Genomic DNA, 17,975 nt, shown 5'->3' on the forward strand with positions numbered 1-17,975 from the left:
TCGGTTCCAAAATCGCAATCAGTGAACGACGACCTCGCCGTCCTCGACCGTAATGTCGATGAGGCTCGTCGCGTCGAACTCGGTGTCGTCGAGGGCGGAGGGGCCAACTTTCCGCATGACGACGACGATGTCGGAGATGTCGGCACCGATGTCGTCCAGGGCGGTACAGATCGAGGCCAGGGTGCCGCCGGTCGAGAGCATGTCGTCGATGATGACGACGCGGTCGCTGGGTTCGACGTCGTTGATGTACATCTCCGATTCGGAGTAGCCGGTTTCCTGGTGGAGCGAGACTTCTCCCTCGAGGCCGTACTCGCGCTTGCGGATGACGACGAGCGGGATGTCCGTCTGGAGCGAGACGGCGGTTGCGAGGTGGATGCCCATCGCTTCGGGGGCGACGATCTTGTCGACGTTCAGATCGGCGGTTTGCATGACTTCGACGACGACCTCGCGCAACAGTGCGGGGTCGAGCATCGGGACGCCGTTGCTGATCGGGTGGACGAGGTACTCGTAGCCGTCCTTGTCGATGATCGGCGCGTCGTCGAGCGACTCGAGGAGTCGGTCCATGGAGTGGGTTGGGGAAATCGTGGCAAAAGGGGTTCGTTCTCGGCGTCGGTTGAGGACGGGTCACTCGGGTGGCTGGGGCGTCGGGGATACCGGCGCCATCCCTGGTTACCCGTCGGAGTCTGAATCGGTGTCGCCGTTGTCGGAGTCTGAATCGGTGTCGCCGTTGTCGGAGTCCGAGTCGGTGTCGCCGTTGTCGGAGTCCGAGTCGGTGTCGCCATTCGTGCGGTCTGAGTCCGTGTCCGAATCAGTGTCACCGCTGNTGTCGCCGTTGTCGGAGTCCGAGTCGGTGTCGCCGTTGTCGGAGTCCGAGTCGGTGTCGCCATTCGTGCGGTCTGAGTCCGTGTCCGAATCAGTGTCACCGCTGTCGGTGTTCGAGTCGCTGTCTGAATCTGTGTCGCTATCGCTATCCGCGTCGGTATCGCCGTCGTTACCCGAGTCAGTGTCTGTATCGGTGTCTCCATCGCTGTTATCCGAATCGGAATCCGTGTCTGAGTCCGAAGCCGAGCCATGCTTTCCGGGCGGGTGCATCAGCGCGGTCTCCGTGTCCGCTGGTTCCGTTTCAGTGTCTGTCTCAGCTCCGACACTCTCCTCTCTACGGCCTCTGTCACTGGGTACCCGCTCTTTGCTGTGGTCGCCATTAGCGGCGGCTGCACGTTCTCGAATCTGATCCGGTACCAGCAGATACAACGCGACCGGCGGGATGACGTAGCTGGCGACCGCGAGCGCGGCAAACCACGGGTCGAGAAAGACGAGAAGCCCGAAAATCGCGAGTCCCGCTGTGGCAGCTGCGTGTGCAGCCGTCTTCGTGTACTGGCGGTAGAACGCCCAGAAATCACCGAGCGCCGTCGCCGTACGCGAGCCTGCTGTCTGCCCCATGCGAACCGTACGCGACCGAGCGGGAAACCATTTGTCGCGCGAGCCCCTACACACAGCCGATGAGAGAGTTCGTCTTCGCCCTGGAGTACGAACCGGGGACCAACCCGGTCGCCGACGTCCTCGCGGACCACCCCGACGCGTCGATCCGCTCCCTGTCGTGTCACGTCAGCGCCGACAGCCTCTGGCGCGTCGACCTCGCGACTGGCTCCGAGACCGCCCTCGCCGAACTCGAGGCCGCCTACGAGACGGCGGACTACTTCGCCGACTGCCTCGTGAAGGACGACTGCGGTGCAGACTGCGAAGTCCAGGTTCTCGACCGCTCGAGTGATACGCTCGTCGTCTACACCTACTGGGACCGAACCGACGTCTGCACGTCGGTCCCCCACGTCGCTCGCGAGTACCTCGGCGACGGGATGCTGTTCGAGACCTACCGCGAGGGCCGACGCTACCGCTGGCGGATCGTCCTCGCAAGCGACGCACCGATTCACGCGTTCTTCGACGCACTCGGCGAGGAGGTCGGCGAGTGTACCGGCATGGAGATGCTCCGACTGACGGAACTCGATCCGGAACACGGCGGGAACGGCGCGGCTGCCGGTGCCGAAACCGGCGGTGTCGCCAACGGCTCTCTCGCTGACTCCCTTCCGATGGAACAGCGCGAGGCCCTGCAGGCGGCGGTCGACCGCGGGTACTACGAGACGCCCCGCCGGATCGACCTCTCGGAACTCGCCGAGGAACTCGACGTGCCGCGCTCGACGCTCTCCTATCGGCTTCGTCGGGCTGAGGCGACGCTCGCGACCACGTTCGTCAGCGAGGCAGACTCGATCGAGCAGCTAGCCGCTGGCCTCTAATCCCTCTCTCTGGCGTGTCCAGCCGCTCGACAGCGCTGTCCTGGGAACAGCCTGAGCGCGGGTCCGGTGTCGCTATGCTACTCGAGTACAGCTGAGAGAAAGAACGTGTGAGAGAAGGCAATCTCTCGCGCTACTGACCAGTCCACAACACTGTTACTGTTGCCAACCAATTCTCAAACGTGCCGCTGACACCGAACCGACAACTGCAGATTCGAATCGCTGGTGCACTTGCGCTGGTGATCGCTGTCAATGGCGTCCTTCTCGCGGCGCTGGCTTGGAGCGCCGTCGCCATCCTCGGGGCGGGTGGCTGGTCGGTGTCGTTCGATGGTGGACTTCCTGTGGCGGTCGCACTCGTCCTCGTGAGTGCCGTGGCGCTCGTCGCAATGCAGGCCCGCTACGGCACGCGAACCGTCGTCTCGGGTCTCGACATGACCGAAATAGAGGGCGATGGTCCCCGAACCGTCGGCGGACGCGTTCGACGACTGGCCGCACAGGCGGATGTCCCGCTCCCGTCGGTCGCTGTCTCCGACCGGGACGAACCCGCCTGTCTGACCGTCGGCACCCAGCGCTCGCCGACGATCGTGGTCACCACAGGGCTGCTCGACCAACTCGACGACGACGAACTCGACGCCGCGCTCGCACACGAGATTGCCCACATTGCAAACCGTGACCTCCCGGTCGTCACGGCCGTCGCCGCAGCAGTCGCAATTGGCGACCGATTGCTCGAACGCGAACGAAAACTCCGTGGTGTACTTGAGGGATTGGTAGTAATCGCTATTTTCACGGGAATCGGTGCGATCCTTTTTGCGATTCCAATTCTCGTGCTCGCGGTGGTATTCCTCGTCGTAAGTGCGGTTGCGCGCGTGGTGCTCGCGATGAACGCGATCGCGCTCGGGTTGTTTTCGAAGACGCGCGAGTACGCCGCTGACCGTGGCGCGAGTCAACTCACCGGGGATCCGGCCGCGGTCGCGAGCGCGCTCGCGGTGCTCGACGACGAGTGCACCATTCCAACGCAGGATGCACGACTCCACGCGAGCGCGACGCTCGGAATCGTTCCCCAGCCGCTCCCGCTCGAGCGTTCAGCCGACGATGATGATGCTGACGAGGACGAACACTGGTTCGATCGCTGGTTCGTCGCCCAGTTCCAGGTGGAGACAGTTGACGCAGACGACTCGAGCGAGGGCGAATCGTCGGGATACATTGATCGACAAGTCGGACGAATCAAGGCGTGGATTCGGCGAACGATCGTGTCCCCGATTCGAGCAGGCATTCGGCGAGTGCTCACGTGGCGACCACCGACGCACCCGTCGACCGAGTCGCGCATCGAGCGCTTGCAGGCGGATAACCGTCGGTATCAGCGATAGCAATCGTTTGCTGCCCGTCAGCGGCTGTGTCTCGCAGCATACTCCGCTGTGACAAATGTGTAGTTGGCGTCTCCCGACTCCCGAGTTGGCGCACGCCAAATAACCTGTATACTATCCCGGCCAGTAGACACTGGTAATGAGAGATTCCACCCCCGGTGTGCCGCCCGATTCGGCGGATTCGGCGGGCTCGACGACTACGACGGATGCAAATCAGTGTGAGGACGACTGCTGCTCGGACTTGGACTCGAACTCGAGTACCACACGCACACTCGAGTTACGCGTCCCCGAGATGGACTGTCCCTCCTGTGCTGGCAAGGTGACCAACAGCGTCGACCGACTCGATGGGATCGACGAGATCGAAGCACAGGTGACAAGCGGCCGTCTGCTGGTGTCCTACGACGAGGTAGCGACGAGTGAGTCGGAGATTCGAGACCGCGTTCGTGCGGCGGGATACGAAATCGTTGGCGAGCGTGGTGGCGGTGGCAGCAATGTCAGTGCTGACGGAGCTACCGGAACCGCTGGAACCGCTGGAGCCGCCGGAACCGCATCGGCAGGCGAGCGCTCGTTCTCGGTTCCCGAAATGGACTGTGCCTCGTGTGCATCCAAGGTCGAGAACGCACTCGAGTCCACCGACGGCGTGAGTGAAATCGAGACGCAGCCGACGTCGGGCCGTGTCAGCGTCTCGACCGACGGCGACACCGACACCGCAACCGTCGTCGCCGCCATCGAGTCAGCCGGCTACGACGCCACACCCATCGACGACGGCAGCAAGCGGATGGGCGACAAACAGGCCGTCTGGAAGAGCCGCCGCGCCGTCGGCACCGTAGTTGGTGGTGTCCTCGTCACGGTCGGGATGGTACTCGAGTTCCTCCTCCCAGCGCTCGATCCGGCGCTCGGAACCGTCGCGGGTCGGACCTACGAACTCTCGCACTTGCTGTTCATCGCGGCGGTCGTGGTTGCGGGGACGCCGATCATCCGGAACGGCTACTACTCGGCGCGAAACCGGAGTCTAGACATCGACTTCCTGATGAGCGCCGGTATCCTCGCCAGCGTTGCGGCCCACCATCCCTTCGAGGGGGCGATGCTCGCGGTGCTCTTCTCGGTTGCAGAGCTGTTGGAGCGCTTCTCGATGGACCGTGCGCGTGACTCGCTGCGAGAATTGATGGACCTCTCGCCGGAGACGGCGACTGTCCGCCGTGAGGATGGCACCGAGGAGACGGTACCTGCGGACGAACTCGAGGTCGGCGACGTGGTCGTCGTCCGTCCGGGCGAGAAGATCCCGGCCGACGGCGTCGTCCGCGAGGGCGAGAGCGCGGTCGACCAGTCGCCTATCACCGGCGAGAGCGTCCCGGTCGACAAGACGGCGGGTGACGAGGTCTTCGCCGGCACGATCCTCGAATCCGGCTACCTCGAGGTCGGTGTCGAGAGTGAGGCCAGCGAGTCGACCATCGCGCGCATCGTCCGAATCGTTGAGGATGCAGAACGCGAACAGACCAAACGCGAGCAGTTCGTCGATCGGTTCGCGAACGTCTACACGCCGATCGTCGTCGTGCTCGCGCTTACCGTCGCGATTGCCCCACCGCTCGTCGCCGGCGCGTCCTGGAACACTTGGTTCCTGCGCGGGCTCACGCTGCTGGTCATCGCGTGTCCCTGCGCGTTCGTCATCTCGACGCCGGTCAGCGTCGTCTCGGGAATCACGAGCGCCGCCCGAAATGGCGTCCTGATCAAGGGCGGCCGACATCTCGAGGCAACCGGCGAGAGTGACGTGCTCGCGGTCGACAAGACCGGGACGCTGACCCAGGGGGACCTCTCCGTGACGGACGTGATCCCACTCGAGGGCGCGACCGAGGAAGACGTGCTCCGCCGTGCCGGCGCAGTCGAACGGCGCAGTGAACACCCGATCGGCCAGTCGATCGTCGGCTACGCCGAGGAGCAGGGCATCGGCGTCGATGAGCCCGACATTTCGGCGTTCGAGGCGCTGACCGGCAAGGGCGTTCGCGCGGATCTCGACGGCGAGACACACTACGTCGGGAAGCCGGGCCTCTTCGACGGACTGGCGGATCTGGAACATGTCCACGCGACGACTGACGGCGGCGTCAACGTCGCCGGTGCGACGAGTCCGCAGGGACAGCGACAGCACCAGTGCGAGCGCGAAAACTGTCTCGACGTGCTCGAAGACGTCGTCCCCAAGCTGGAGGCGGAGGGCAAGACGATCGTTATCGTCGGCACCGAAGACGGCCCGCTCGGCGTTATCGCCGTCGCAGATCAGGTCCGCCCGGAGGCCGCCTGGGCCGTCTCACAGCTGCAAGACCAGGGCGTGCGCGTCGTGATGCTCACCGGCGACAACGAGGGCACTGCCCGCGCAATCGCAGACGACGTCGGCATCGACGAGTTCCACGCGGAGTTGCTCCCCGAGGAGAAACTCGAGTGGATCGAGCGACTCGAGCGAGAGGCCGGCGGAAGCGAGGACAGTGTGGTCGGCGACAGTACCGGCCACGTCGCCATGGTCGGCGACGGCATCAACGACGCGCCCGCGATGGCCACCGCGACCGTCGGCATCGCCATGGGCGCGGCTGGAACAGACACCGCACTCGAGACGGCGGACGTGGCGCTGATGGGTGACGACCTCACGCGCCTGCCCTACCTCTACGAACTCTCGGGGAAGGCAAACGGCGTCATCCGGCAGAATATCTGGTCGAGTCTGGCCGTGAAGGCGGTGCTCGCCGCCGGAGCGCCGTTCGGTATCGTCACGGTGATCCACGCGGTCGTCATCGGCGACATGGGGATGAGTCTCGGCGTGACGGGGAACGCGATGCGACTGGCGAACGTGGAGCCGGAGACGCCGGCTGACGCGGAGTTAAAATCGCCGGCTAGATCCGCTGATTCCGCAGGTTCCGTAAGTCCCACTGGCTCCCGCTGATCCTACTGGCTCTGCGATCGAAGGAAACACGGTAGCCGAGTGACGTTGGTTCGGGTATACCGTTGGTCCGGGTTACTCGAGTACATCACTCCCGCGCACTGTTGCAAACCATCGTTCTCTTTCGTGACGGAGTGAAGCAGGATCTCATCGGAGACCGTTCTGAGTTGGGATGGAACTGGGTTAGAAGACTGGAACAACTGGTGCGGTCGTCGCTGGCCTGGTCACGTAGTTCCCACGAGGCAGTGTTACAGTGAAGTACCTCGGGGACAAGCCCCGAGGCTTCACCGTTTTGTCCATGCCGTCCAAAACGAACGGATGGACGCAGGCGAATTTAATTCCCCTCGGCCTCCCCGAAAAGGGTCAGCTGGAATTAACACCCGAACACCCGTTGTGTCCGTGAGGGTCGGTCGCCCCACCACGACCCGACAACACCCGTCTCACCACGCCAAGGGCGCGGGTTTTGAGAGGTGTCGCATTCCTCGCAACTGCGCGCAGTTGCTTCGGATTACGGTCTTTAACCCACGTCGCAACTGTATCACTCGATATTCTGGAACTAGTAATAAATCTTATCCAATTGGCACTCGTGATAAAGTGGTTCGAGACGCAAGCGTCTCGTCATCAAGCGAGACCGAAGGTCTCGCGGACATCGCGGAGCTTCGCTCCGCTCAGTCACGGAAATCTTCGATTTCCGTACGACCCCGAGGCACTCTCGCTGTATCTCTGTAGATTTCCCCACGTGCTCACCACTCATACGGCCATAACAGACCGATATAAAAGCAGATGACTGCAGAGGCCACGAATATGATCTGTTCCACAGGGAGGATATAAAAAGAAAATCCTGTGCCGGTAATCCCGATAACAAAGACGGGTGTTGTTGCCCATTCCGGAGGGAGAAAATCAAATTTCGTATACCTATCCGCGGCAAGGATAAGCAATACTGTTACCAATGCAGACAATGAGATGGCCTGTAGATAGATCATTACTTCTACTGGTTCATCCATGAGCTTAATCCATCCGCTCTGAGCTGCATCAAAGCACACAGAAAGACCGAACTATAGTAGCCACTGACAGTCAGTGCACATCCAATCGCACGAAGGCAGCGCGGTTCTCGCTCACTTTATTCGCTCCAAACCGCGGACCGTGAGCGGAGAACACTGTAACCTGCGAACAGTGAACTGAGTGAGAACCGCGAAAGTGCGATTGATGTGTGAACAGTTTCAGTTGTTATTATAGAACGAACGGCTTCTGACCCATCGAACGAGTCCAATCATGCCGAGCACGGCGAGAACGAGCCACATCCCAATAATGAGTACGGCAAGGACCTGAACGACAACGGCTCGGGGATGCTCGACAGAGGAATCCAGCACCGCGAGTTCAATGCCGATCCACTGAACGACGGCAAATCCCCCGATGACGAGACAGAGTACGAGCAGTCGGTCTCGAAAGAACTCGCGGCTCAGGTAGTACTCCAAGTAGTCGTCTTTGTCCATGCGCGTTCGGTCCCTCGCCTCGGTGAACACGGCCGGGCAGAAAGGGTCTTTCTCTTGTGCTGCTCACTCGCGGCGGACGGCCCGAACGATCGGTTCCGTTCCCGGATAGCCGTCGGCCCGCCAGAGCGCGATTCCGGCGACGAGGATCACCGCCTCGAGCCACAGCGTCGTGACCGTTATCTCGAGTCCCGGCACGGTCCCGAGCGGCTTCGTCCCCGTGTACTCGGGCATCGGCGTGAGCGGCCAGAGCAGAAACCCGAGTTCGTGGAAGTCGCCCGAGAGCACGTGCCACGGGATATCCGTCGCGACGTGCGAGCCGTAGCCGATGGCGAAGGCAACCCCGAGCGCTTGCTGGCCCCGTACTCGAGAGAGAAGCCAGACGGCGACGACGACCGGAATCGCAAACAGTAGTGAGTGCCCGATCGTTCGTCCGACATCGACGAGGCCGGCGAGCCAGATCGGTTTATCGAGCAGGTCGGGGAGCGCCGCGCCCGCAATGGCGACGAGCGCCGCCGTCTCGGTTGGGATACGCCCGGTACGCCAGCGGGTGTACAGCGCGTAGCAGCTGTACCCCACTGCGAGGTGAACGACGGGTTGCACAGACGGCAGATACGTCGCCGGTGGCGAAAAATGTCGGTGTGGCCATGACGTGGTGGTGTTCCGATCAGAGCTGGGCCGGATCAAACCAGAGTCACCTGGCCCGAACCGAGACGCCTTTCCCTTCTCAGACCCGTATTACGGTACTTTCGTATGTTAGACGAGGCAGAACCCGTGCTGCGAGCGGACCCGGTCATGGACCAACTAGTCGACGCACACGACCCCTACGTCGAACCCGACTGGACCGAGTACGAGCGTCTCTGTATCTCGATTATCAACCAACAACTCTCGACCGCGAGCGCGGCGGCCGTCCGCGAACGCGTCTTCGACGTGCTCGAGGATGAGGTCAGCCCCGAGACCGTCCTCGCGGCGGACGACCAGGCGCTCCGTGATGCCGGCCTCTCCCGGAGCAAAGTTGACTATATCCGCAACGCTGCTCGCGCCTTTCAGGAGCAGGACTTCACACGAGCAGGGCTGGCCGATGTCGACAACGACGAGGTCGTCGACCGGCTGACTGAAATCAAGGGCATCGGCGAGTGGACCGCCCGAATGTACCTCCTGTTCGTCCTGGAGCGACCTGATATTCTGCCACTCGGTGACCTCGCCGTTCGGCGCGGCATCGAACAGCTCTATGGCAACGGCGAGGAACTGACGCGAGCCGAAATGCGCGACATCGCCGAGGACTGGCGGCCCTACCGTAGCGTCGCAACCCGCTACATCTGGGCCGAGTACGAGGCGGACTCGAGTATCGACCTCGCCGACGTGGACGCACGCGGCGACTGAGTGAGCGCTGCGGAGAACCTGCGGACTGAATCACTGGCCGGTCGGTAATCCGTGACTGTCCGTGCCTTCCGGAGAGCCATTGACCACGTTCGGCGGTGATGAATCGTGATGCGTTGACTCCGTCGAAATCGGACTGTCACGCAGTCGTCACCCGGTGGTGTGACGCAGGCAGCAACCCAATCCGTGATTACGTTTCAGCCAGTGGACTCGAGTCCCCTGCGCGTTCCGTTAGGGGCAGAAATCAACGACTGATTCGCAGAGACGGCCCCGCCGACTAAAGTACGGTTCGGGTGCAGATGGGCGTATGTCCGAGGAGGAACCCAACAACGATCCGACTGAGACGATGGACGAGCAGCGAGCGGGCGGCCGCGATGCACACCGCCGGATGACGACGGACCCGGATCACATTCGCGAGTGGGCGGAGTCACGCGATGCTGTTCCGGTCTCGACACATGGCGGCGAGGGCCACGGTCACTCCTTCGTTCGACAGGAGGAACTCGGTGACGAGCACGAGGAGCAATCCTGGGACGAGTTTACGGAGACCTTCAGAAACGAGGATCTGGTGTTCGTCTACGAGGAGTACGAGCGGGCCGAAGCGGGAATGGAAGGGGAGATAGAGCGGGAGGCGGACGCCGACGTGGTGGGTGACGCCGCTCCAGAGGGAGAGACGGACCACCGCCGAGGCGACGCCGGCCGTGGCGGTCTCGGAACCTTCGAACTCATCAACCGCACCGAGGCCTTCGACCGCGCCGAACTCGGCGGCAGCGACCTCGAAGACCAGCTTCGCCAGGGCCAACGCGTCACCACCGAACTCGTCGAAACGCAGGTCATTGAGCGCGAAATCACCGAACGCGACACGATCGAAAGCGAAGTCATCAACACTGAAATTGTCGAGCGCGACATCGTCGACTCCGAACTCGTCGACCGGGACGTGGTCGACATCGAATTCATCGACGCCGATTACATCGAGGTCACGACCGACGAAACACGACTCGAGACGATCGAAGAGATCGAACGCTACACCGTCGAGAGCCGCGTCGTCGACGTCGACATCGACCACAGCGAGGCGATCTCACGGGATGAAATCGAGACGGACGTGGCACTCGAGTCCGTTCAGCAGTCGATACTCGAGAGCGACATCGTTCGGACGGACGTCGAAGCTGAGGAGGTGATCGAACAGGAGGTGATCGAGAGCCAACGCGGCGAGGGGGATACGGTTCGGAGTGATCTGATCGAACGCCGAACAGTCGAAGAGCAGGTAGACGAGCGGACGCTGATGCGGTTTACACTCGAGGACAGCGAGATCATCGAGTCGGAATTGGTCAGCAGCGAGTTGCTGGAGGGTGAGATCATCGACAGCGAGGAGTACGAGACGATGCGTGCGGGTCGGGAGACGACTACGGAGACGAGCGGGATGGAGGGTGCGGGTGTCGAAGCACAGCAGGGGGAAATGCATGAGACGAGTGAGATGCGTGAGACGGGTGAGATGAGTGATGAGGCGATGGCGGGCGGTGAACCGGACAGTGGAGGAATGGCGGGGGAAGAGCCGGGCGATGAGGGAATGGCAGCGGATGACGAGATGGTTGCAGACGACGAGATGGCCGCAACCGAAGGAGACAGCGAACCCGTGTCGGGTGTTGCCGGCGGTGAGGCCGCAGTTGATGACGACGAGCGGCCGACCGTTGGCGAGGAGGCCGCAGCGACCGTGACGACGGACGATCAGGGGAAGAACGTCGTCGATGAGACGGGCAATCAGATCGGGATTATCTCGGCCGTCGAGGAGGGGACGGCCTACGTCGATCCGGAGCCGGGACTCACCGATCGACTCAGGGCTCGTCTCGACTGGGGCTCACACAGCAGCGACGAGTATCCGGTCGAACCCTCGCAAATAAAATCAGTTACCGACGACGAAGTCGTCGTCAGAAGCGAGTAGCGAGGCGGACGGCCTCGTCACCTCGCACCCTCGTCGGTTCCGGTTCGTCCTCGTCGACGACCGCCTGAGACAGCAGTGAGTAGCTGTCTGCGGTGAGTGGCTGGCGCGCAGCTTGTGAGCCTGTGAGCCTGTGATTACTCGAGATCGAAGCGGTCGAGTTGCATCACGTGGCTCCACGTGTCGACGAAGTCCTGCACGAACTTCTCTTCGGCGTCGGCGGACGCGTAGACGTCCGCGATGGAGCGCAGACGGGAGTTCGAGCCGAAGATCAGGTCCGCACGGGTCGCGGTCCACTCGACGTCGCCCGTCTCGCGGTTGCGCAGTTCGAAGACCTGGTCGGCCTCCGTGTCGGCGGACGCTTCCCAGCCAACGACGTCCTGCGAGTCGTCGGACGCCTCCCACTCGTAGTCCATGTCGAGCAGGTTCACGAAGAAGTCGTTCGTCAGCGTCTCCGGCTGGTCGGTGAGGACACCGAGTCCGGAGTCCTGGTAGGTCACGTCCAGTGTGCGCAGGCCACCGACGAGCACCGTCATCTCGGGTGCCGTCAGGTCCAGCAGGTCTGCCTTGTCGACCAGCAGTTCTTCCTGGGACTCGTCGGCCTCGTCGCTGTAGTAGTTCCGGAAGCCGTCAGCCGTGGGCTTGAGCGCCTCGAAGGAGTCGACGTCGGTCTGGTCCTGGGATGCGTCGGTTCGGCCAGGTTCGAACGGCACCTCGACATCGTAGCCGGCGTCTGCAGCGGCCTGTTCGACGGCCGCGTTGCCGCCTAGCACGATCAGATCCGCGAGCGAGACGCGCACGTCGTCGGAGCGAGAGCCGTTGAACTCCTCCTGGATCGTCTCGTAGACTTCGAGTGCCGACTCGAGTGCCTCGGGCTCGTTGACCTCCCAGCTCTTCTGTGGTTCGAGGCGGAGGCGAGCGCCGTTGGCACCGCCGCGCTTGTCGCTGTCGCGGTAAGTCGAGGCGGCGGCCCAGGCGGTCTTGACGAGCTGTGAGACCGACAGCTCGGAGTCGAGAAGCTCGGCTTTGAGATCCGCGATCTCCTCGTCGCCGATCAGGTCGTAGTCGGCGTCTGGAATCGGGTCCTGCCAGAGCATCTCCTCGTCTGGCACTTCCGGACCGACGAGTCGCTCCGTTGGGCCCATGTCGCGGTGGAGCAGCTTGTACCAGGCCTTCGCGAACGCTTCCTGGAACTCCCGTGGGTTCTCCTGGAAGCGCTCGATGATCTCACGGAAGCCTGGGTCGCGCTTGAGCGCGACGTCCGTCGTGAGCATCATCACGTCCTCTTTCTCGGCTGGGTCTTCCGCACCCGGTGCGGCCTCGTCGAGTTCGCCGTTCTTGGTGGTCCACTGCCAGGCACCGCCGGGACCCTCCTCGAGCTCCCACTCGTACTCGAGAAGGTTGTCGATGTAGCTCGTGTCCCACTGGGTCGGCGTGGTGTTCCACGGCCCCTCGATGCCGCTTGTGATCGTGTCGCTTCCCTTGCCCGAGCCGTGACTGCTCTCCCAGCCGAGGCCCTGCTGATCGATCGGGGCTGCTTCTGGCTCCGGTCCGACGTGCTCGTCTGGATCGTCGGCACCGTGAACCTTCCCGAACGTGTGACCGCCAGCGATGAGCGCGGCGATCTCATCGTCCTCCATGGCCATCAGGCCGAACGACTCGCGAATCCGCTCTGCGGACGCCTCTGGGTCCGGCTCACCGTCTGGTCCCTCCGGGTTCACGTAGATCAGTCCCATGACGGTCGCGGCGAGGGCTCCCTCGAGTTCACCCTCCTCGTTGAATCGCTCGGATGCTTCCCACTCGTCCTCTGGACCCCAGTCGACGGCCTCGTCGGGCTGGTACTCGTCTTCACGCCCGCCGGCGAAGCCGTACGTCTCGAATCCCATGGACTCGAGTGCGACGTTTCCGGCCAGGACGATCAGGTCGGCCCACGAGAGCTTGCGGCCGTACTTCTGTTTGACCGGCCAGAGCAGTCGGCGGGCCTTGTCGAGGTTCGCGTTGTCGGGCCAGCTGTTGAGCGGCGCGAAGCGCTGTCGGCCGCCGGAAGCGCCACCGCGCCCGTCGCTGGTACGGTACGTGCCGGCGCTGTGCCAGGCCATGCGGATAAAGAGCGGTCCGTAGTGGCCGTAGTCGGCGGGCCACCAGTCCTGGGAGTCGGTCATGACGTCCTCGATGTCCGCCTTTACCTCCTCGTAGTCGAGGCTCTCGAACGCCTCGGCGTAGTCGAAGTCCTCGTCCATCGGGCTGGACGTGGGGACGTTCTGGTCGAGGATATCGAGATTCAACCGGTTTGGCCACCAGTCTTGGTTTGACTTGGTCATCAACGGACAGTTGCTACTTTTGCCTATTAAGATTTCCTACTTCGGTGATGAAGTCTTTTCTCCATCCCAAACAATTTTGTCGACTTGGGAACTTTTGGAAAACGTCTCGTCAGTGCTTCCCGCCAGTGTCGTACGACGATGAGAATATCGATCTCGTCGGTGAGGATCGTGTTTTGACGGTTCCAGATTCCGTGTCCCGAACTGGATAGGCAGTGGCGCGCTCCCTACTCTTCTTCCTCCGGGAGGTCTTCTGCGTCGCGATCTGCGCGCCGACCAACGTCGACCCGGTAGTTCGAGAGAATGTCCCGGCCGAGCAGAACGGGGTAATCCATGTGATCCCGGTCCTCGATACTCGCGGTCACGGTGTGTTGATTGCCGCCAACGCCAACCACGACGTCGACGACCGGACGGCTGCGTGCCGTCTTCCTGCTGCCGGATTTGACCCGTGTGATCGATTTGATCGGGCCGGCTCCGATCTCCGCTGCGAGCCCGGTGTCGATGCTCGTTCTGGTTGCCCCGGTGTCCGATTTTGCCAGCACAGACGTCGATCCGCTCGTCCCGGAGAGAACGACCTCCTCAGTGTAGCCAATGATCGTTGGCTCTGCCTCCGTAACGGTTCGGGCGACCGGCTGAGCCGTCGGTGTCGAATCGTCGAGCTGTGTCGAAAGCTCCTGAACGCGGCCCTCGTCGACGCTTCCACCCGCCCGCTCGATTGCGAGCTTGGCAATGTACGGTGCCGGGCTGATCTCGGTGGCCTCGTAGAGCCCCTTGAAGCCGGCTGTCGGATTCACCTCGAGGACGAACCAGCCCTCATCGCTCTCGACGAGGTCGACGCCGGCGTAGTCCAACCCGATGGCGTCGGCTGCCCGTGTCGCCAGTTCTCGGGCATCTGGTGGCAGATCGTCGGTTGCATCCTCGACGCTGCCACCGAGAGCGACATTTGTCCGCCAGTCGTTGTCCGGCGCATAGCGGTACATCGCGCCGATGATCTCGTCGTCGACGACGTAAATTCGCACGTCGCGGTGGCGCTCGTCGTCGCGGTCGATGAGTTCCTGCAAGAAGGCGTAGCGATTGCCAACCTTGGCGTTGATCGGGTCCTCCGGGCCAACCTTCCACGTTCCGCCGCCGTGGGTGCCAATCGCCGTCTTGTAGACCGCCTCCTCGCCATACTGGTCGCGAACCGCGTTCAGCTCGTCGCTACTGAGTGCGAGAACCACATCCGGCGTCCGCACGTCGGCCATCGCGAGCGTCGTCGCCGTCGAGAGCTTGTGCATCGCCGTCAGCACCGTCGCCGGCTCGTTGAGCATCGGGACGACGCGAGCGAAGGTGTTCGCGAGTCCGAGCTCCTCGGCGGGCTGTTCGGTGTTCGAGAGCAACATCCGATTGGCGATCACATCGACGTCCGGCTCGAGTACCACCTGGCCATCGGCGACGCTGATCGACGTGTTTTCGTGTCGCAACCACTCCGTCTCGTGGCCGAGTTCCTCGACCGCGTTGAGTATCGCTTTTGTCTCTTTGCTTGTGTGCAGACTCAGTACCCCGACGCTGACGGGATCGGCAACGGCCATAGGTCCTTCACACCGACCGGAGGGAAAAGTATTGGTTCGCCTGCGGCCGACAGGTCACTGTGCTGTCGTCAGCGATTCCCGGTCGGGAACGGCGGTCGCTGCCTGCCGGTGTTCATCAATTGATCGACAGATTAGGGACCAGCCCGCAGACGACACCGCGAGGCGACCGGGACGAACGCTATCCTCTGGCCGATTCACGAAATCACTGCTCGCACGTCGTTCGGATCGATGAGCCCGCTGACAACGGCAAGGACTGCCCACGTAAACCCGCCGAGTCCGACCGCGGCAAAGAGCATGAACAGGTTCGAGACCATCGGCGTGACCAGCAAGACCGCGACCGCCATCACGCCCGTAATCCCACAGATCATCGCGATCGAACGACCGAGCGACTCGAGTCGAAGCGAGAGTTCGGAGTGAACGATGTAGAGGTTCACCGCGACGTACACCGTGTGCGTGATGACTGTTGCAATCGCTGCCCCGATGACGCCGATCAGCGGGATGAGGAGGATGTTCAGCCCGAAGTTCGCGATCGAGGTTCCGCCCTTCGCGATCGCTCGGGATCGTGCGCGGCCGAGGTAATCCAGACTGTCGCTGGTCAGGTTCGTAATCGCCTGCAGGACGATGAAGCCCGCAAGGATCTGGAGAACCGGGACGGCACCAGCGTAATCGCCCCCGAAGATCATCGTAATGAACGGCTCTGCGACGAGTATCAGCCCGACTGCGGCAGGAATGTACAGCAACATCGTCTGCACGAGCGATGTCTCGTAAATTTCGCGCGCCTGCTCGAGTTGGTCCGCCGCCTTCTGCTCGCCGAAGTTCGGCGAGATCGTAAAGCCGAGCGCCTCCGCCGGCGCGAGCACGAAATCCGTGATCTGCTTGCCCAGCGTGTAGAACGCGACCGCCGCCGGCGTCAGGAAGACCCCCACCAGCACCGTGTCGATCTGCTTGTCGACCACGTTCGCGCTCCGGGTCGCCGTCAGCGGCACGCTGTACTCGAGTAGCCGCCGCGAAAGTCCGGCCTCGTATTCCTCGGCGGGTTCGTACTGGCGGTAAAAGCGTTCGTAGAGGATAGTGATGCCGACTGCGGCGGCGATGGTGTAGCCGACGATGTAGCCAAAGAGCGCGCCGAGTGCGCCAAAGCCGGCGAGGACGAGTGCGATGACAAAGACGAGGCGGGCGACGCCGGAAATCGCCTGGATCGCGGCGCTGTAGCCGAGTTTGTTGAAGCCCTGGAAGGCGATCTGCGAGAAGCCGTTGAAGGAGTTGACGACGATGTAGATGACGCCGACGGCGAGGAAGGGGGCTGCCGTGGTATCGCCAAGCAGTGCCGCGAGTTCCTCGTGGAAGAGAAAGAGCGTAGAGCCGACGACGCTGATGACGATCAGCTTGTAGGCGATGGTCGTCCGCAGGAGGTACGGGATCTGGCCGGGGTCCGTCTCGTTGTATTCGGAGATGTATCGCGCGGTCGACTTTCCGAGACCGACGTCTGCGAGCAACTGAACGACGGCGAGAATGCCGATCACCCAGTAGAGCGTCCCGTAGCCGTCGGGATCGAGGAGGAAGCGAGCGAGAACGAACATCAACAGCGCACTCGAGACCATGTAGATGGCTCGAGAGACGAGCGTTGCCTTGAACCCGCGGAGGATGTGGTCCTGTGTCGTACTCATGTGTTAGGTGGAGGGGAGGCGAGGGGGATAGCGAAGGGGCTAACGGGGTATGCTGTGAGTCGTGCTGTCGGGTATCTCCGACTGGCAGCTTCGTCAGCCGAACACCGGAGCGAGCCGCCTCCGTCGTGCTACTCGCTCGAAAGTGAGCGTCCCCAATTGTAATGCACAGACAACAGTTGTATGGTCGGCGTACCGCACGTCTCCCCCCAGCGAAACGACCGTCTAGCGTACAAAGAGTGGGCTGGCTACACCGACTCACGACGCACTACAGATACGACGCATCCCACCGCGTTGCCTTCCGCTGATTCCCACAGACGTTACACTCGATTCGGCCCATCGAATCCATCGCGTTCTCGAGTGAGTCACAGTTGCCACAGAACCAGCCGTACTGCGAGTCTCGCTCCTGGCTCTCGTAGGCCACGTAGAACGGCGACTTCGAGCCGCGGGTCGCCTCGCCGTAGTTCACGTAGATCGTCTCGCCGTCAGTCTCGAGTTCATCGAGCGTCGCCCACTCCTCGTCGCCGATCTCTTGCTCGACGTAGACGTTCTCCGTGTACGTCTCCTCGCCGATTTCGACCTCACGCTGGCCTGCCTGCTCGAATCCCTGTTCTGCGTAGAACTCGTTGCCGCGCTCGTTGTCCGCGAGCACGAAACACTGAATCTGGTCTGCACCCTCGTCGAGGAGGCGCTCGCGCGTTCTGACCAGTAGCCGGACGCCGATACCGCTGCCGCGTGCGTCCGGAGCGACGTGCAGCCAGAGAATGCGACCGGTGCCGTGTTGCTGGCCGACGAGATCGCTCTGAGAGAAGGCGACGACCTCGTCGCCCTCCTCGACGACGAGGACGAGCGAGTGGTCGACCCGAAGTTCCTCGTCGAACTCCTCGCCGTACCACTGCTCGATCGCGTCGTCGATCACGTCAGCATCGAGAAAGTCAGTATACGTCGAGTTGAGTGAGTTCGCTGCGATATCGCGGATCGTCTCGACGTCGTCGGTGGTCGCTTCACGGAGTTCCATGCGCTGGTGTAACATGACCTCGTATAAAACGT

At 62.5% G+C, this 17,975-nt stretch carries 13 protein-coding genes; 5 read left to right on the forward strand and 8 right to left on the reverse strand.

The genetic code is table 11. The annotated features are described in order from the left end of the window. Positions 1–18 precede the first annotated feature (18 nt). Entirely contained in the window at positions 19–564 is a 546-nt protein-coding gene (gene hpt, locus C483_RS16440; RefSeq protein ID WP_006654494.1) for a hypoxanthine/guanine phosphoribosyltransferase, read from the reverse strand. 935 nt (positions 565–1,499) lie between these two features. Here hpt and C483_RS16450 point away from each other — a divergent pair. From C483_RS16450 to C483_RS16460, 3 genes are all read left to right on the forward strand, one after another. After that, positions 1,500–2,288 (forward strand): helix-turn-helix domain-containing protein, encoded by a 789-nt coding sequence (locus C483_RS16450; protein ID WP_006654496.1) that lies wholly within the window; start codon positions 1,500–1,502, stop codon positions 2,286–2,288. A 179-nt stretch (positions 2,289–2,467) separates the two neighbouring features. Continuing rightward, positions 2,468–3,652, forward strand: a complete 1,185-nt coding sequence (locus tag C483_RS16455) for a M48 family metallopeptidase (protein ID WP_006654497.1) — start codon at positions 2,468–2,470, stop codon at positions 3,650–3,652. A 289-nt stretch (positions 3,653–3,941) separates the two neighbouring features. Beyond that, positions 3,942–6,572, forward strand: coding sequence for a heavy metal translocating P-type ATPase (locus tag C483_RS16460; RefSeq protein WP_049912897.1), 2,631 nt, complete (start codon positions 3,942–3,944; stop codon positions 6,570–6,572). A gap of 740 nt (positions 6,573–7,312) precedes the next feature. On the opposite strand, the gene C483_RS16465 is transcribed toward C483_RS16460, so the two are convergent. The 3 genes from C483_RS16465 to C483_RS16475 form a co-directional block, all read right to left on the reverse strand. After that, positions 7,313–7,573 (reverse strand): hypothetical protein, encoded by a 261-nt coding sequence (locus C483_RS16465; protein ID WP_241431529.1) that lies wholly within the window; start codon positions 7,571–7,573, stop codon positions 7,313–7,315. Positions 7,574–7,789: 216 nt separating this feature from the next. Beyond that, complete coding sequence (locus C483_RS16470; protein ID WP_006654500.1) at positions 7,790–8,062, reverse strand: hypothetical protein; 273 nt, start codon at positions 8,060–8,062, stop codon at positions 7,790–7,792. Between the two features lie 63 nt (positions 8,063–8,125). Further along, on the reverse strand, positions 8,126–8,662 hold the full coding sequence (locus C483_RS16475) for a metal-dependent hydrolase (protein ID WP_006654501.1): 537 nt from the start codon (positions 8,660–8,662) through the stop codon (positions 8,126–8,128). Between the two features lie 150 nt (positions 8,663–8,812). Between C483_RS16475 and C483_RS16480 the strand changes: the two genes are divergently transcribed. Both C483_RS16480 and C483_RS16485 read left to right on the forward strand, forming a co-directional pair. Beyond that, entirely contained in the window at positions 8,813–9,442 is a 630-nt protein-coding gene (locus tag C483_RS16480) for a DNA-3-methyladenine glycosylase family protein (RefSeq protein WP_006654502.1), read from the forward strand. A 304-nt stretch (positions 9,443–9,746) separates the two neighbouring features. Further along, positions 9,747–11,375: a hypothetical protein gene (locus C483_RS16485; protein WP_006654503.1), complete on the forward strand. Its 1,629-nt coding sequence runs from the start codon at positions 9,747–9,749 to the stop codon at positions 11,373–11,375. A 134-nt stretch (positions 11,376–11,509) separates the two neighbouring features. On the opposite strand, the gene katG is transcribed toward C483_RS16485, so the two are convergent. The 4 genes from katG to C483_RS16505 form a co-directional block, all read right to left on the reverse strand. Then, the gene (katG, locus tag C483_RS16490) at positions 11,510–13,693 is read right to left on the reverse strand and encodes a catalase/peroxidase HPI (protein WP_006654504.1); all 2,184 of its coding nucleotides are present in this window, start codon (positions 13,691–13,693) and stop codon (positions 11,510–11,512) included. A gap of 224 nt (positions 13,694–13,917) precedes the next feature. Continuing rightward, positions 13,918–15,261, reverse strand: a complete 1,344-nt coding sequence (locus C483_RS16495) for a RimK family alpha-L-glutamate ligase (protein WP_006654505.1) — start codon at positions 15,259–15,261, stop codon at positions 13,918–13,920. 194 nt (positions 15,262–15,455) lie between these two features. After that, positions 15,456–16,928, reverse strand: coding sequence for a flippase (locus C483_RS16500; protein WP_006654506.1), 1,473 nt, complete (start codon positions 16,926–16,928; stop codon positions 15,456–15,458). Positions 16,929–17,193: 265 nt separating this feature from the next. Then, positions 17,194–17,943: a GNAT family N-acetyltransferase gene (locus tag C483_RS16505; RefSeq protein ID WP_006654507.1), complete on the reverse strand. Its 750-nt coding sequence runs from the start codon at positions 17,941–17,943 to the stop codon at positions 17,194–17,196. Positions 17,944–17,975 lie beyond the last annotated feature (32 nt).

The sequence above is a fragment of the Natrialba hulunbeirensis JCM 10989 genome, from assembly GCF_000337575.1.
In the GTDB taxonomy this organism is placed as follows: domain Archaea; phylum Halobacteriota; class Halobacteria; order Halobacteriales; family Natrialbaceae; genus Natrialba; species Natrialba hulunbeirensis.

What these genes read in the sequence shown, in the direction of transcription:
- hpt (WP_006654494.1), bottom strand. Translation starts at nt 564, where the DNA reads ATGGACCGACTCCTCGAGTCGCTCGACGACGCGCCGATCATCGACAAG.
- C483_RS16450 (WP_006654496.1), top strand. Translation starts at nt 1,500, where the DNA reads ATGAGAGAGTTCGTCTTCGCCCTGGAGTACGAACCGGGGACCAACCCG.
- C483_RS16460 (WP_049912897.1), top strand. Translation starts at nt 3,942, where the DNA reads ATGGACTGTCCCTCCTGTGCTGGCAAGGTGACCAACAGCGTCGACCGA.
- C483_RS16465 (WP_241431529.1), bottom strand. Translation starts at nt 7,573, where the DNA reads ATGGATGAACCAGTAGAAGTAATGATCTATCTACAGGCCATCTCATTG.
- C483_RS16470 (WP_006654500.1), bottom strand. Translation starts at nt 8,062, where the DNA reads ATGGACAAAGACGACTACTTGGAGTACTACCTGAGCCGCGAGTTCTTT.
- C483_RS16480 (WP_006654502.1), top strand. Translation starts at nt 8,813, where the DNA reads ATGTTAGACGAGGCAGAACCCGTGCTGCGAGCGGACCCGGTCATGGAC.
- C483_RS16485 (WP_006654503.1), top strand. Translation starts at nt 9,747, where the DNA reads ATGTCCGAGGAGGAACCCAACAACGATCCGACTGAGACGATGGACGAG.
- katG (WP_006654504.1), bottom strand. Translation starts at nt 13,693, where the DNA reads ATGACCAAGTCAAACCAAGACTGGTGGCCAAACCGGTTGAATCTCGAT.
- C483_RS16495 (WP_006654505.1), bottom strand. Translation starts at nt 15,261, where the DNA reads ATGGCCGTTGCCGATCCCGTCAGCGTCGGGGTACTGAGTCTGCACACA.
- C483_RS16500 (WP_006654506.1), bottom strand. Translation starts at nt 16,928, where the DNA reads ATGAGTACGACACAGGACCACATCCTCCGCGGGTTCAAGGCAACGCTC.
- C483_RS16505 (WP_006654507.1), bottom strand. Translation starts at nt 17,943, where the DNA reads ATGGAACTCCGTGAAGCGACCACCGACGACGTCGAGACGATCCGCGAT.